Below are 13,692 nucleotides of genomic sequence, written 5' to 3' on the forward strand. Positions count from 1 at the left end.
CCTGCCACGGCCGCGGACGTCACGCCGTCGCGAGCCTCTCGACGGTGCGCAGGTTCCGGGTCGTGGTGCTCGAGCGGTAGGCGGATCGGGCTAGGATCCGTGCGACCGGCGTGTCCGTCGAGGAGCCGCGCGGGCAGCGCCAGTAGAGGACACCGGCGCCCCGGGTGACGAGCTCGACCGCCGGATCCGGCTCGCCGATCGCGGCCTGCGCGGCGTCGAGCGCCTCCTCGTCCGAGCCGAAGACGACGTACGGATGCGCCTCCTCGTCGATCCGCGGGAACGGGTAGGCGGCGAGCACCGCGGCGAGCGCCTCCTGCGTCACGAGCACGATCCAGGCGTCGTAGCCGAACCGCTCGGCGAGCGCAGCCTCGAGCGCGGGCTTCAGCTCGGCGGCCGGGCGGTCGGAGTCGAAGGCCGCGTTGCCGCTCGCGAGGACCGTCCGCACCCGGTCCACGCCGATCCCGGCGACCGTCTCGGCGAGCTCGGCGCTGCGGACGGTGCGGCCGTTCACGTTCACTCCGCGGAGGAGTGCGAGGAACCGGGTCATGCGGCCGACGGTAGCGTGACGGCATGGCGCGCGGAAGCGGACGACGACGACCCCGGCGGACCCTCGAGGAGGAGATCCTGCGGGCGAGCGGGCGCGGACCCGGGGCGAGGACGCGGGCGGAGACCGTCCCTCCCTCCGGACGCCGGCTGGTGGCGCCGCCCGCCTCGGGCACCCTTCTCCACGTCGACGTGGACGCGCTGGTGGCGCTCGCCGCGCGGGAGGACCTGCTGATCGCGCTGGAGCGGCGGATCGGCGAGCACGCGGTGGCCGCGACTCCGGTGCTCTCGTGGTGGTCGGCGACTCCGTCGGTCCCGGGCGAGGAGGAGGAGCACCGGCTCGACGCGCTCGTGCTGCGGACGGTGGAGCTCGGGGCGGGGCCGGCCGAGGACGTGGACTCGCGGCTGCGGGAGCTGGCGCACGAGGGCGATCTGGACGAGCTGGGCGCCGCACTGGCGCTGCTCGCGCGGGTCCCGGATCCGCCGGCGGCGTTCCAGGATCCGGACGGGTTCCTGCGCGTGACGGTCCCGGAGTCGCCGTTCGAGCGGCGGCTCGAGGTCCTCGCGGAGGCGCAGGGCCGGGCGGGCGAGCTGCTGGTGCTGCTGCGCGACTGCGCGTTCACCGCGACCCTGCCGCGGCGGCGCTCGGCGATCGCGGCGATGAGCGGGCGGATCCGGGCGGCCGCGGACCCGGGGCGCCTCGACTCCCGGCGGCTGGACGAGCTCGCGGAGGCGGTGGACGCGGCGCTCGAGAAGCGGTGGACCGTGCTCTGACGGCGGTCCGCGTTACGGGCGCGCCCGTCGCGGTGACCCTTCGCGCACCGGTTCAGCCCCCGCGCACCCCGGGTGAATAGGCTGGACGGATGCCTCTCACCGGTCTCGACCTCCGCCGCTTCCCCGCCGCCCTGAACGACGAGGGCGGTCCCGACGCCGCCACCGCCGCGTGGGCCACCGCGATCAACGCGGGCTTCCACGAGAAGGAGTTCACGCCGGAGAAGCTGCGCGACTGGGCCGAGCACATGGTCGCCGACCAGCGCGTGCTCACCGCGGTCGTCGACTCCTCCGCCCCCGAGGGGCTCGACGGCGCGGGCGTGCCGGTCGGCACCTACGCGGCGTTCCCCGGTGCCCTGCAGGTCGGCGGCGGACGCGAGCTGCCGGCGCACCTGGTGTCGCAGGTGACCGTGCGGCCCACGCACCGGCGCCGCGGCATCCTGCGCGCGATGATCACCGAGGACCTGCGCCTGGCGAAGGAGGCCGGCACCCCGGTCGCCGCGCTCACGGCGAGCGAGGCCTCCATCTACCGCCGGTTCGGCTTCGGCCGCTCGGCCTTCACCCGCTCGATCCGCGTCGACACCGGACCGCGCTTCGGCCTGCAGACCGAGCCCGCCGGCCGCGTCGAGGTGGTCGCGACGAGCTGGCTGCAGCCGCGCATCCCCGCGGTGTTCGCCGCGTTCCAGGCGTCGACCCCCGGCTCGCTGACCCGCCAGTCGCGCTACGAGGCGAACTCCGTCGGCACCGCGTCCGGCGAGACCACGCCCGGCCTCGACGTCCGCTCGGCCGTCCACCTCGACGAGGAGGGGACGCTCGACGGCTTCGTGACCTACCGCGCGGTCGGGCCCGAGGACGACAAGACCCTCGAGATCGTCGACCTCGTCGCCCCCGGCGCCGACGCCTACCTCGCGCTCTGGGGCTACCTCGGCGCGGTCGACCTCGCCTCCGCGGTGACCTGGGACATGGCGCCGGTAGACGATCCGCTGACCTGGGCGCTCCGCGACGCGCGCGTGGTGCAGGTGAGCCACGTGGGCGACCTGATCTGGCTGCGGATCCTCGACGTCGCCGCCGCGTTCTCGGCCCGGCCGTGGACCGCTGACGGCTCGGTCGTCGTCGAGGTGGCCGACGGGCTCGGGCTCGCCGACGGCCGCTACCGCCTCACCGCCTCGGGCGGCGCCGCCACCGTGGAGCGCACCGGGGACGAGGCCGAGCTCGCGCTGGACGTGGCCGACCTGGGCTCGCTGCTGCTGGGCTCGGTGCGGCCGTCGATCCTGGCGAAGGCCGGGCTGGCGCGCGTCACGGGCGAGGCGGGGCGGATGGACCGCCTGTTCGCGCCGATCGCGACGCCGTACTGCATCTCGTTCTTCTAGGGGGCACCGCCCTCCCGGCGGCACCGCCGTGGGGGCAGCGCGCGGCCGGCGGTGTCCGGCTCCCGCGCCGCCGCCGCCGCCCCCGCGCATCCGCGGCCGCCGCGGACTGCCAGCCGCCTCCGGGCGTCCGCGCATCCCGCGTCGGTCATGCTGGAGGACCCGTCCCCGACACCGGCAGGAGTTCCGCGTGGGTGCATCCGTGATCGTCGACGTCATCGTCGTGCTGAGCCTCATCGGCGCGCTCGTCGACGGTCTGCGGCGCGGTCTGCTCCGGACCCTCGGCGGTCTCGCCGGGATCGTCGCGGGCGCGATCGGCGCCTCGTTCGCCGTGCCCGCCGTCTCGTCGTGGGCGGCCGGCAGCGAGTGGCGCCTGCTCGCCGTGATCGGCACCGCCGTGCTGCTGCTGGGCGTCGGCTACGCGATCGGAGCGACGCTCGGCGCGGTCATCGGCCGCGGAGCCGACCGCGTGAAGCTCGGCCTGCTCGACCGGCTCGCGGGCGGCGTCGCCGGCGTCGCGATCTCCGGCCTGGTCTGGATCGCCGTCACCTCGGCCGTCTCCCTCCTCGGCGTCCCCCTCGTCACGACCTCGGTCGCCGGCTCGACGGTCATCCGCACGATCGACGACCTCACCCCCTCCCCCGTCCGCGCCTTCCTCGCCCAGCTGCAGTCGACCGTGGTCGACGAGGGCACGTCGTGGGTCGTCGAGGCGCTCGACGCTCCCACCCGGGCGCCCGCGATCCCGGACGTCTCGACCGACGACCCGGAGGTCGCCGCCGCCACCCGCTCGGTCGTGCGCGTCTCCGGCACGGCCTGGGCCTGTGACGTCGGAGTGACGGGCAGCGGCTTCGTCGTCTCGGACGACCGCGTGATCACCAACGCGCACGTGGTCGGCGGAGTCTCGCAGCCGGTCGTCGAGGCGCCGGGCGAGGCCCCGCGCACCGGCCGCGTCGTCTACCTGGACCCGGCCGCCGACCTCGCCGTGATCGCCGTCGACGGGCTCGACGCCTCTCCGCTCCCGCTCGACGACGCCGTCGCCGCCGGGGACGACGCCGTGGTCGCGGGCTACCCCTTCGGCGGCCCGCTGACCCTCGGCTCGGCCGAGATCTCCTCCGACGCCACGGTCTCGCTGATGGTCGACGGAGCACCGACCTCACGGGAGGTGCTGACCCTCGCCGCCGTCGTCAACCAGGGCAACTCTGGCGGCCCGCTGCTCTCTCTCGAGGGCACCGTGTCGGGCGTCGTCTTCGGCAAGGCCGCCTCCGTCGACAACGTCGGCTACGCCATCCCGCTCTCGGTCCTCACTCCCGTGGTCGAGCAGGCCGCCTCGCTGACGGACGCCGTCGATCCGGGGGCCTGCCGCTCGAAGTGAGCGGTCACGGCAGCGGTCCGTCGACCAGCACGAGGGTGAGGTCGTCGAGCCGCACCGTCTCGGGCCGCGCCGACTCGAGGTAGGCGGACACGCGCGGATCGACGGGGAAGCGCGCCGACCGCTCGATCGCGATGGCGACGATCCCGGCAGACGACGGATCGGTCGTCACCCGGTCGCCGATGTAGGGCACGTAGACGCCCGAGGACATGCCCTGCGCGAGGACCAGGCCGCCGTCGAGGCCGCGCTCGCGCAGCACGTCGGCCACCCGCGCGATCCCGGTCGGCCGCTCCTGGGCGATCCCCGCCGAGGTGGCGATCGCGATCACGAGGGAGGCGGCCACCAGCACCGCGCCGACGCCGCGGGCGAGGGGTGCTGGCAGCACGATCCCGCCGCGCAGCGCCTCCGCGATGCCGATGCCCGCCAGCGCGCAGAGGAGCCACGCCCACGCCGCGTAGTAGTGCGGCAGCGCGACCGAGCTGATCGCCAGGTGGAACACGAGGAGGAGCAGCGTCGCGGCGCCCAGGTAGAGCACCAGCGCGCGGCGCCGCGGAGCGAGCAGGGCCAGCAGGGTCCCGAGGAGCAGCACGGCGAGCGCCGCCGGCCCGATGCCGACGACCATGAACCAGAGGTTCGCCCACCACGGAGGGAAGACGTACGCGGTCCCGGCGACCTCGATCAGGTGGCCGTCGGCGTTGTGCTCGGACTGGAACTCGAGCAGGTACCGGACCGCCTCGACCGGGTGCACCGGCAGGTAGGCGAGCACCCCGGTGACGACGAACGCGACGGAGAGGGCGAGACCGCCCCGCAGAGCCCGGGCCCTGCTCCCCGACCACAGCAGCGGCAGCAGGAGCACGGGCGCGAGGACCGCGGTGGTCAGCTTCGAGGTGACCGACAGCGCCAGCAGTGCACCGGCCAGCGCGATCAGCCAGCCGCTCCGCCTGCCCGGCGAGGCGCGCGACCAGGTCCACGCCGCCGCCATCGCCGCGACGGCGAAGAGCACCATGAACGGCTCCAGGAGCGCGAGGCGGTCGATCCGGGTGCCGGCGCCCACGGCGGTGCGCGGGAGGAGGAGGAACAGGCCGGCCGGGACGAGCGCGAGCGTCGGGCCGAGCTCGCGCCGGAACCAGAGCCAGAGCACCACCCCGGTGAGGAACGCGGCCGCGCCGGCGGCGATCCTGCCCGCGAGCAGCCCCTCGCCGAGCAGCACCTGCGCGAGCCCGATCAGGTACTTCGCCGTCGGCGGATGCTCGAGGTTCGCGCTCACGTCGCCGTGCAGGTAGTCCCACCCCGCGGCGAGGTACACGGGCTCGTCCGACGAGATGTTCGCCGCTCCGAGGTTCCCGAAGCACTGGTAGAGCCCCCACAGCACGGTCCCGATCAGAGCCGCCCGCTTCACCCGCCCGATCCTAGGCGCCGGTGCCCGCACCGCTCCACCGGAGGGCCCGGACCCCGGCGACCGCGGCGGGTAGGATCGACGCGCATCCCGTCCCCCTCCCCTGGAGCCTCCAGCACATGGCAGACAGCCGCACCGCCGTTCCCGACACCACTGCGAACGCGGAGGCGACGCCCGAGCGGGAGCAGCCCTACGCGGCCCTCGGACTCAAGCCCGACGAGTACGCGAGCATCCGCGAGATCCTCGGCCGCCGCCCCACGAGCGGCGAGCTCGCGATGTACTCGGTGATGTGGAGCGAGCACTGCTCCTACAAGTCGTCGAAGATGTACCTCCGCCAGTTCGGGCAGAAGGTCTCCCCCGCCATGAAGAAGAACCTCATGGTCGGCATGGGCGAGAACGCCGGAGTGGTCGACGTCGGCGAGGGCTGGGCCGTCACCTTCAAGATCGAGAGCCACAACCACCCGAGCTACATCGAGCCCTTCCAGGGTGCGGCGACGGGGGTCGGCGGCATCGTCCGCGACATCATCTCGATGGGCGCCCGGCCGGTCGCGGTGATGGACGCGCTGCGCTTCGGGGCGATCGACGACCCCGACACCGCGCGCGTGGTGCACGGCGTCGTGGCCGGCATCTCCTTCTACGGCAACTGCCTCGGCCTGCCGAACATCGGCGGCGAGACCTACTTCGACTCGGTCTACCAGGGCAACCCGCTCGTCAACGCGCTGGCCGTCGGCGTCCTCCGCCACGAGGACCTGCACCTCGCGAACGCCCGCGGCGTCGGCAACAAGGTCGTGCTGTTCGGGGCGCGCACCGGAGGCGACGGCATCGGCGGCGCGTCGATCCTCGCCTCCGACACCTTCGCCGACGGCGGACCGACCAAGCGCCCCGCGGTGCAGGTCGGCGACCCGTTCGCCGAGAAGGTGCTCATCGAGTGCTGCCTCGAGCTGTTCCGCAAGGACCTCGTCGAGGGCATCCAGGACCTGGGCGCCGCGGGCATCTCGTGCGCCACCTCGGAGCTGGCCTCCAACGGCGACGGCGGCATGTTCATCGAGCTCGACTCGGTGCTGCTGCGCGACCCCTCGCTCACGGCGGAGGAGATCCTCATGTCGGAGTCGCAGGAGCGGATGATGGCCGTCGTCACGCCCGAGAAGCTCGACGCGTTCCTCGAGGTCGTCGGCAAGTGGGACGTCGAGACCAGCGTGCTCGGCGAGGTCACCGACTCCGGCCGCCTCATCATCAACTGGCACGGCGAGGAGATCGTCAACGTCGACCCGCGCACCGTCGCGGTCGACGGCCCGGTCTACGAGCGCCCGATCGAGTACCCCTCCTGGCTCGACGCGCTGCAGGCCGACTCCTCCTCCCGACTGCCCCGCTCGACCGGCGGCGACGCGCTGCGCGCCGAGACCCTGGCGCTCCTGGGCTCGGCGAACCTCGCCGACAAGAGCTGGATCACCTCGCAGTACGACCGCTACGTGCTCGGCAACACCGCGCTCAGCTACCCCGACGACGGCGGCATGGTCCGCGTCGACGAGGAGTCGGGCCTCGGCTTCGCGGTCGCGACCGACGCGAACGGGCGCTGGTGCCACCTCGACCCGGCGCAGGGCGCCCGCCTGGCGCTGGCGGAGGCGTTCCGCAATGTCGCCGTCACCGGAGCGACCCCGGTCGCCGTCTCGGACTGCCTCAACTTCGGCAGCCCTGAGAACCCCGAGGTGATGTGGCAGTTCCGCGAGGCCGTGGGCGCGCTCGCCGACGCCTGCCTCGAGCTCGAGATCCCCGTCACCGGCGGCAACGTCTCGTTCTACAACCAGACCGGCGACGTGCCGATCTTCCCGACCCCGGTCGTCGGCGTCCTCGGCGTGATCGACGACGTCGCGCGCCGCATCCCCTCCGGCTGGCAGGACGAGGGCGACAACCTCTACCTCCTCGGCACCACCCGCGACGAGCTCGACGGCTCCGCGTGGGCCGGCACCATCCACGACCACCTCGGCGGGCTGCCCCCGCAGCTCGACCTGGCCGCCGAGCGCGCGCTGGCCGAGCTGATCTCGGCGGGCGCGAAGGAGTCGCTCATCGCCTCCGCCCACGACCTCGCCGACGGCGGGCTCGTGGTGGCGCTGGCCGAGTCGGCGCTGCGCTTCGGCGTCGGGGCGCGCATCTGGCTCGACGAGCTGATGGAGCGCGACGGCGTCGACGCGACGGCCGCGCTGTTCTCGGAGTCGACCGGCCGCGTGCTCGTGTCGGTGCCGCGCGAGGACGACGTGAAGTTCCGCGGGCTCTGCGAGGGCCGGGGCTACCCGGTGCTGCGCATCGGCGTGACCGACGCGGCGACCCCCGCGGTCGAGGTGCAGGGCCTCTTCACGCTGCCGCTGGACGAGCTCCGCTCGGTGAACGGCGCCGTGCTGCCGCGCCACTTCGGCTGAGCCTCCGGGCGATCCGAGTCCGCAGGAGTCGCGGTGGTCGAGCTGGACCACCGCGACTCCTGCGGTACCGGTCAGCTCCGGAGTTCCGTGATTACGGAATGTTTGCAATAGTGGAGGCATGACCTCCTCCCGAGACCTCGCCGGCGAGGTCGACGAGCTCCGAGCGCGGCTCGACCGCCTCGAGCGCGCCGACACCCCCGCCGCGCCCGCCGCCGACGATCCGCTCTGGGCCCTGACCGCTCTCCGCGAGCGCCTGCCCTCTCCCGGCGGAGTCGTCTTCGCCGGCTCGGTCGCCACTCCGGCCGGCCCCGTCGAGTGGCAGTACGGCCTCAGCACCGACGCGTTCTTCGAGCGCGACTGGGGAGCGAGCCCCGGGCCGACCGCGCTCGCAGCGCTGGGCAGCCCCGTGCGCCTGCGGTTCCTGCAGGCGGTGGCCGGCGGAGTCGAGACCGTCGCGCAGCTCGCCGAGAGCGAGGGCGCGGGTACCACCGGACAGATCTACCACCACGTCAACCAGCTGGTCGCCGCCGGCTGGCTGGAGGCGCGCGGCCGCGGCCGCTACGGCGTCCCGCCGGAGCGCCTCGTCCCCCTGCACGTGATCCTGCTCGCCTCCGGAGGACCCCGATGACCCGCCGCCGCCTCGCCCTCGCCGCCGCCTCCGCCGCGGCCGTCGTCCTGCTCGGCGGAGTGCTGCTCCGCCCCTCCGCTCCCACCCTCTCGACCGAGGCGACGGGCGACGCCGAGATCGCCGAGTGGCTCCGGACCGACGTCGGAGACGGCGCGCGGAACCACCTCGTCGCCGCCGTGATCATGCCCGACGGCGTGCGCTACGGCGGACTCGGAGCCGACGAGCGGACCGAGGTCGAGATCGGATCGGTCACGAAGACGATGACCGCGCTCCTCCTCGCCCGGAGCGCCTCCGAGGGGACGGTCGGGCTCGAGGACCCCGCCGCGGAGCACGCCGACGTCGGCGGCTTCACCGGGACGCTCGAGGAGCTGGCGACCCACCGCTCCGGCCTGCCGCGCCTCCCCACCGGTGTCGGCGACCTCGCCTCGACGCTGTTCGCCCAGCTGCGCGGCACGGACCCCTACGCGGGCTGGTCGGCCGACGACGTCCTCCGGCAGGCCGCCGAGGCGGACCAGGGCGAGCACGTGCACGCCTACTCGAACCTCGGTGCGGCGGTGCTGGGCCAGACGCTCGCCCGCGCCGAGGGCCGCGACTACGCCGACCTCCTCCGCGAGCGCGTCCTCGATCCGCTCGGGATGACCGCGACCTCCGTCCCGGAGACCGCGGACGCCCTCCCCGGCGACGCGCCGACCGGCTTCTCGGCGAGCGGGCGGTCCGTCGACGCGTGGACGATGGCGGGCTACGCGCCGGCGGGCGGCGTCCGCTCCACGGCGGCGGACATGGCCCGCTACGCGCAGGCCCTCCTCACCGACGACCCCGCGCTGGGCGTGCCCGCCGCGAGCGTCCTGGATCCCCGGTTCGACGCCGACGGGGCGCGGATCGGCCTCGGCTGGTTCACCTCGGAGTCGGAGGACGGCGGATCCGTCACCTGGCACAACGGAGGGACCTCCGGCTACTCGACGATGCTCGCGATGGACCGGGAGCGCGGCCTAGCCGTGTTCGTCAACGGGGACACGGCGAGCTCGGTCGACGAGCTCGGTCTGCGCCTGCTGCAGCGCGCCGGGGAGGAGTCGTGATGATCGCCTCGATCCTCGTCCTGCTCGTCGTCGCGTTCACCGTCGGCCGCTTCGCCCTGGGGAGCGTCCCCCGGCGCCGGGCGGCCGGGCTCCTCGACCGCGACCGCGTCCGGACGCTCGCCCGCGGCGTCGAGGCCGTCGCCGTGCTGCTGCTCGGGCGGGCGCTCGTCGACTGGTCGGCGCTGACGCTGCTCCCCTGGGCCGCGCTGGTGGCTCTCACCGCGGCCGGGGCGGCCGGCGCCGTGCTGCGCTGGGGCGGGCTGCCGTGGTTCGAGGACCCGGCGCGCCGCCGCTCGCGGACGACCGGGCTCGCGGCGACCGTCGCCGTGTCGGCGGTCCTGATCGGCGTCCTGGGCTGAGCGCCGCGCACGTGCCGTCGGATCCGCGCCTTCCGCGGTGGTCGCGTGCTGCTGCGAGGCGGGAGGGAGTGGCGGCGGGCGCGGGCGGGAGCGGCGTCAGCCGGTCTGCGCGGGGAGGTCGTCGGGCTCGGCGTTGTCGAGGACGCGGCCGTTCTGGTCGCCGACGCTCAGGACGGTCGTCGGGCGGAGGTTGAGGGTGTCGCCGCCGTACAGGCTGTCGATGTCGACGCCGTCGCGGCGCACCGAGTTCAGCGCGGAGAGGTAGTCGGAGCTGATGCAGAACCGGTCCGCGATCCGCTCGCTGATGTCGCCCGCTGCCACCAGGTAGGAGGCCGGGGCGCCGTCGGAGGCGGTGCTCGCCGTCCCGGTCGCGCCGACGCGGGTGCCGCGGTCGCGCACGCGCTCGAGGTCGACGCCGTCGAGCGTCCCCTCGTCGAGCGCCTGGACGACGCACTCGCCCGAGACGTCCTCGACGGGTGCGGGAGTGGTCGAGACGCTCGGCACCGGCCGCGGCGTGGACTCGGCTCCGGCGGCGGGCGGTGCGGTGGAGGCGGTCGGCTCGGCGGGTGGGGCGGCGGGGCTCGTCGCCTCCGCCGTGCAGCCGGCGAGCAGGACCACGGCGGAGAGGGCGATCACGAGGCGCTGCGTCGTCCGGACCATTCCGCGACTCTAACCCGGCACCCGGGCGGCCGGGCGCCACCGCGCCCAGCGGGCTGCGGGCGATCCGGTCGAGGCCGCTGGACCCGGCCGACGCGCAGGCCCGAGGCGGGGCGCGGGGTGGCCCCTGGACGGCGCGCCCCCGATTGACCTCCCCCGTCGATCGCACCCATGCCGAGCACCTGTTGGACACGCGGCCCGAACCGGAGTCGACTGGGACCATGCAGTACACGCACCTCGGCCGCACCGGCCTGTCCGTCTCCCGCACCGTCCTCGGCACCATGAACTTCGGCATGCAGACCGAGGAGTCCGACTCGTTCGCGATCATGGACCGCGCGCACGAGCTCGGCGTCAACTTCTTCGACACGGCCAACGTGTACGGAGGCGAGGCCGGCCGCGGCGCCACCGAGGAGATCGTGGGCCGCTGGTTCGCGCAGGGCGGCGAGCGCCGCGAGCGCACCGTCCTCGCGACCAAGGTCTTCGGCGACATGGGCGAGTTCGCCGCTCCCGGAGCCGAGCGCGGCCGCGACTCCTGGCCCAACGGCGGCCGTCTCTCGGCGCTCACCCTGCGCCGCGCGCTCGACGAGAGTCTCCGCCGCCTGCAGACGGACCACATCGACCTCTACCAGTTCCACCACGTCGACCGGACGACTCCCTGGGACGAGATCTGGCAGGCGATGGAGGTCGCCGTCCAGCAGGGCAAGGTCCTCTACGTCGGCTCCAGCAACTTCGCCGGCTGGCACATCGCCCAGGCGCAGGAGGCGGCGCGCGCCCGCCACTTCACCGGCCTCGCCTCCGAGCAGTCGATCTACAACCTGCTCGTCCGCGACGTCGAGCGCGAGGTCCTGCCCGCCGCGCTGCACTACGGGCTCGGCGTCATCCCCTGGTCGCCGCTGCAGGGCGGACTGCTGGGCGGCGTGCTCGAGAAGACCGCGGAGGGCGGGCGCCGCTCCTCCGAGCGCACCCTCGCCGCGATCGAGGAGCACCGTCCCGCGCTCGAGCAGTGGGAGGCGTTCGCCCGCGAGCGCGGCGAGGCGCCCGGCGAGCTGGCGCTGGCGTGGCTCCTCCACCAGCCCGCCGTCACCGGTCCGATCACCGGGCCGCGGACGCTCGAGCAGCTCGAGAGCGCCGTCGCCGCCGTCGACATCACCCTCGACGCCGAGGCCCTCGCGCGCCTCGACGAGATCTTCCCCGGCCACCGGACAGCCCCCGAGGACTACGCCTGGTGACCACCCACCCCACTGCGAAGGAGCATTCATGAAGCAGCGCACTCTCGGCGACCTCCAGGTCGGCGCGATCGGACTCGGCGGCATGCCGATGTCGATCGAGGGCCGCCCGGACCGCGAGCGCTCGATCGCCACGATCCACGCCGCCCTCGACGCCGGCGTGACCCTGATCGACACGGCCGACGCCTACCACCTCGCCACCCAGGACGACCTCGGCCACAACGAGCTGCTGATCGCGGAGGCGCTGCGCAGCTACGGCGGCGACACCTCCGCCGTGCTCGTCGCCACCAAGGGCGGCCACCTGCGGCGCGAGCCCGGCCCCTGGGACCAGGACGGCCGCCCCGAGTACCTCAAGGAGGCGGCCCGCGCGTCCGCGAAGCGCCTCGGCGTCGACGCGATCGGCCTCTACCAGTACCACCGGCCCGACCCGGCGGTCCCCTACGCCGACTCGATCGGAGCGCTGGCCGAGCTGCTCGACGAGGGCGTCGTCCTCCGAGCGGGCATCTCGAACGCCGACCCGGACCAGATCCGCGAGGCGCACGGCATCCTCGGCGAGCGCCTGGTCTCGGTGCAGAACCAGTTCTCGCCGTCGTTCCGCTCCAGCGAGCCGGAGCTCGAGCTCTGCGCCGAGCTGAAACTGGCGTTCCTGCCGTGGAGCCCGCTCGGCGGCATCTCCTCGGCGGGCGAGCTCGGCTCGCGCTACTCCGCGTTCGCGGCGGTCGCCGAGGCCCGCGGCGTGACGCCGCAGGTCGTCTGCCTCGCCTGGGAGCTGGCGAAGGCCCCGGTCGTTCTGCCGATCCCGGGCGCCTCCCGCCCCGAGAGCATCCGCGACTCCGCCACGGCGGCCGACCTGGATCTCACGCCCGAGGAGTTGGCCTCGCTCGACTGAGCCCGTTCATGACGGAGGAGGGATCCGGTCGAGGCACCGGTCCGACGCGCATCGCGGGATCTCGGCGCTGGTCCCTCCTCCGTTGCGAGCACGATCCGGCTCAGACCGCGTCCTGCAGCGGCTGCGGGAGGGCCGAGACGAACGCGCGGGCCGCGGCGCTCGGCCGTTCCGGCACCGCCACCATCGTCCGCCACACCAGGAGCGGATCGGCGAGCGCCACCGCCCGCAGCCCGGCCGGGCGCTTCTCGGCGAAGTGCGCCGGCACGACCGCGATCCCCATGCCGTACTCGACCAGGTCGAGCAGCGTGTGCACGTCGTTCACCTCGAGCTCGACCTCGAACGCGAGGCCGTGCGCCGCGAACGCCCGCGCCGCGAGGTGACTCGCCGCCCAGTGCTCCTGCAGCCCCACGATCGTCTCGCCCGCCAGGTCCGGGATGCGGCAGCCGACGCGGCTCGCGAGCGGGTGACCCGGGCGCACGAGCACCGCGAAGCCCTCGCTCGCCAGCGGCATCGTCCGCACGCCGCCCGGCACGGCTCCGATGTCGGCGACCAGCGCCAGGTCGAGGCGGCCGGCGGCGACGGAGTCGAGCAGCGTGCCGGACCCCTCGTGGATCAGCCGGAGCGCGACTCCCGGGTGCTGCTCGCGGAAGGTCGCGAGCTCGCGCGGCAGGTGCACGCCGCCGAGGCACTCCTCCGTGCCGACCGCGAGGCTCCCGCGGAGCACCCCCTGCACGGCGAGCACCGCGTCGCGGGCGGCGAGCGCGCTGGCGACCGAGCGCTCCGACTCCGCGAGCATCGCCCGACCGGCCGGCGTCAGCTCGACCCGGCGCGTGCTGCGGGTGAAGAGGGGGCTGCCCAGCTCGCTCTCGAGCGCGCGGATCGACGCCGAGAGGCCCGACTGCGAGATCTGCAGAGCGCTCGCGGCGCGGGTGAAGTGCTGCTCCTTCGCGACGGCGAGGAAGTGTTCGAGCTGACGCAGTTCCATGGGTCCATCCTC

13 protein-coding genes are annotated in these 13,692 nt (G+C 74.5%); 9 read left to right on the forward strand and 4 right to left on the reverse strand.

All coding sequences use genetic code 11. The annotated features are described in order from the left end of the window. Positions 1-19: 19 nt before the first annotated feature. The gene (locus C5C95_RS13185; protein WP_104225684.1) at positions 20-547 is read right to left on the reverse strand and encodes a DUF1697 domain-containing protein; all 528 of its coding nucleotides are present in this window, start codon (positions 545-547) and stop codon (positions 20-22) included. Between the two features lie 23 nt (positions 548-570). On the opposite strand from C5C95_RS13185, the gene C5C95_RS13190 reads away from it, so the two are divergent. From C5C95_RS13190 to C5C95_RS13200, 3 genes are all read left to right on the forward strand, one after another. Beyond that, positions 571-1,317, forward strand: a complete 747-nt coding sequence (locus tag C5C95_RS13190; RefSeq protein ID WP_104324612.1) for a DUF2254 family protein — start codon at positions 571-573, stop codon at positions 1,315-1,317. 89 nt (positions 1,318-1,406) lie between these two features. After that, a complete protein-coding gene (locus C5C95_RS13195) occupies positions 1,407-2,684 on the forward strand; it encodes a GNAT family N-acetyltransferase (protein ID WP_104324613.1) in 1,278 nt (425 codons plus the stop codon). Between the two features lie 187 nt (positions 2,685-2,871). Continuing rightward, complete coding sequence (locus C5C95_RS13200; RefSeq protein ID WP_258072670.1) at positions 2,872-4,053, forward strand: MarP family serine protease; 1,182 nt, start codon at positions 2,872-2,874, stop codon at positions 4,051-4,053. A gap of 4 nt (positions 4,054-4,057) precedes the next feature. Here the strand turns inward: C5C95_RS13200 and C5C95_RS13205 are convergent, their stop codons facing one another. Then, positions 4,058-5,449 carry a glycosyltransferase family 39 protein gene (locus tag C5C95_RS13205; protein WP_181125682.1) on the reverse strand — a complete coding sequence of 464 codons (1,392 nt, stop codon included), beginning with the start codon at positions 5,447-5,449 and terminating at the stop codon, positions 4,058-4,060. 116 nt (positions 5,450-5,565) lie between these two features. Between C5C95_RS13205 and purL the strand changes: the two genes are divergently transcribed. The 4 genes from purL (at position 5,566) to C5C95_RS13225 (ending at position 9,923) form a co-directional block, all read left to right on the forward strand. Beyond that, positions 5,566-7,860: a phosphoribosylformylglycinamidine synthase subunit PurL gene (gene purL / locus C5C95_RS13210; protein ID WP_104324615.1), complete on the forward strand. Its 2,295-nt coding sequence runs from the start codon at positions 5,566-5,568 to the stop codon at positions 7,858-7,860. Between the two features lie 118 nt (positions 7,861-7,978). Next, entirely contained in the window at positions 7,979-8,488 is a 510-nt protein-coding gene (locus C5C95_RS13215; RefSeq protein WP_104324616.1) for a winged helix-turn-helix domain-containing protein, read from the forward strand. Then, positions 8,485-9,564, forward strand: a complete 1,080-nt coding sequence (locus tag C5C95_RS13220) for a serine hydrolase (RefSeq protein WP_104324617.1) — start codon at positions 8,485-8,487, stop codon at positions 9,562-9,564. The genes C5C95_RS13215 and C5C95_RS13220 overlap by 4 nt, the downstream gene beginning before the upstream one ends. Beyond that, positions 9,564-9,923, forward strand: a complete 360-nt coding sequence (locus C5C95_RS13225; RefSeq protein ID WP_104225688.1) for a hypothetical protein — start codon at positions 9,564-9,566, stop codon at positions 9,921-9,923. The genes C5C95_RS13220 and C5C95_RS13225 overlap by 1 nt, the downstream gene beginning before the upstream one ends. A 96-nt stretch (positions 9,924-10,019) precedes the next feature. Here the strand turns inward: C5C95_RS13225 and C5C95_RS13230 are convergent, their stop codons facing one another. Next, positions 10,020-10,583: a hypothetical protein gene (locus C5C95_RS13230; RefSeq protein ID WP_104273145.1), complete on the reverse strand. Its 564-nt coding sequence runs from the start codon at positions 10,581-10,583 to the stop codon at positions 10,020-10,022. Positions 10,584-10,801: 218 nt separating this feature from the next. Here C5C95_RS13230 and C5C95_RS13235 point away from each other — a divergent pair, with 218 nt between their 5' ends. Continuing rightward, positions 10,802-11,809, forward strand: coding sequence for an aldo/keto reductase (locus C5C95_RS13235; RefSeq protein WP_104324618.1), 1,008 nt, complete (start codon positions 10,802-10,804; stop codon positions 11,807-11,809). 28 nt (positions 11,810-11,837) lie between these two features. Then, on the forward strand, positions 11,838-12,695 hold the full coding sequence (locus tag C5C95_RS13240) for an aldo/keto reductase (protein ID WP_104324619.1): 858 nt from the start codon (positions 11,838-11,840) through the stop codon (positions 12,693-12,695). A gap of 100 nt (positions 12,696-12,795) precedes the next feature. Here the strand turns inward: C5C95_RS13240 and C5C95_RS13245 are convergent, their stop codons facing one another. Beyond that, positions 12,796-13,680, reverse strand: coding sequence for a LysR family transcriptional regulator (locus C5C95_RS13245; protein ID WP_104222755.1), 885 nt, complete (start codon positions 13,678-13,680; stop codon positions 12,796-12,798). Positions 13,681-13,692 lie beyond the last annotated feature (12 nt).

The organism is Rathayibacter sp. AY1B7, assembly GCF_002932735.1.
Taxonomy (GTDB): Bacteria; Actinomycetota; Actinomycetes; order Actinomycetales; family Microbacteriaceae; genus Rathayibacter.

Bases quoted from the DNA above. Each gene is read 5' to 3' on its own strand.
- C5C95_RS13185 (WP_104225684.1), bottom strand. From the start codon at position 547: ATGACCCGGTTCCTCGCACTCCTCCGCGGAGTGAACGTGAACGGCCGC.
- C5C95_RS13240 (WP_104324619.1), top strand. From the start codon at position 11,838: ATGAAGCAGCGCACTCTCGGCGACCTCCAGGTCGGCGCGATCGGACTC.
- C5C95_RS13245 (WP_104222755.1), bottom strand. From the start codon at position 13,680: ATGGAACTGCGTCAGCTCGAACACTTCCTCGCCGTCGCGAAGGAGCAG.
- C5C95_RS13215 (WP_104324616.1), top strand. From the start codon at position 7,979: ATGACCTCCTCCCGAGACCTCGCCGGCGAGGTCGACGAGCTCCGAGCG.
- C5C95_RS13190 (WP_104324612.1), top strand. From the start codon at position 571: ATGGCGCGCGGAAGCGGACGACGACGACCCCGGCGGACCCTCGAGGAG.
- C5C95_RS13235 (WP_104324618.1), top strand. From the start codon at position 10,802: ATGCAGTACACGCACCTCGGCCGCACCGGCCTGTCCGTCTCCCGCACC.
- C5C95_RS13195 (WP_104324613.1), top strand. From the start codon at position 1,407: ATGCCTCTCACCGGTCTCGACCTCCGCCGCTTCCCCGCCGCCCTGAAC.
- C5C95_RS13225 (WP_104225688.1), top strand. From the start codon at position 9,564: ATGATCGCCTCGATCCTCGTCCTGCTCGTCGTCGCGTTCACCGTCGGC.
- purL (WP_104324615.1), top strand. From the start codon at position 5,566: ATGGCAGACAGCCGCACCGCCGTTCCCGACACCACTGCGAACGCGGAG.
- C5C95_RS13220 (WP_104324617.1), top strand. From the start codon at position 8,485: ATGACCCGCCGCCGCCTCGCCCTCGCCGCCGCCTCCGCCGCGGCCGTC.
- C5C95_RS13230 (WP_104273145.1), bottom strand. From the start codon at position 10,583: ATGGTCCGGACGACGCAGCGCCTCGTGATCGCCCTCTCCGCCGTGGTC.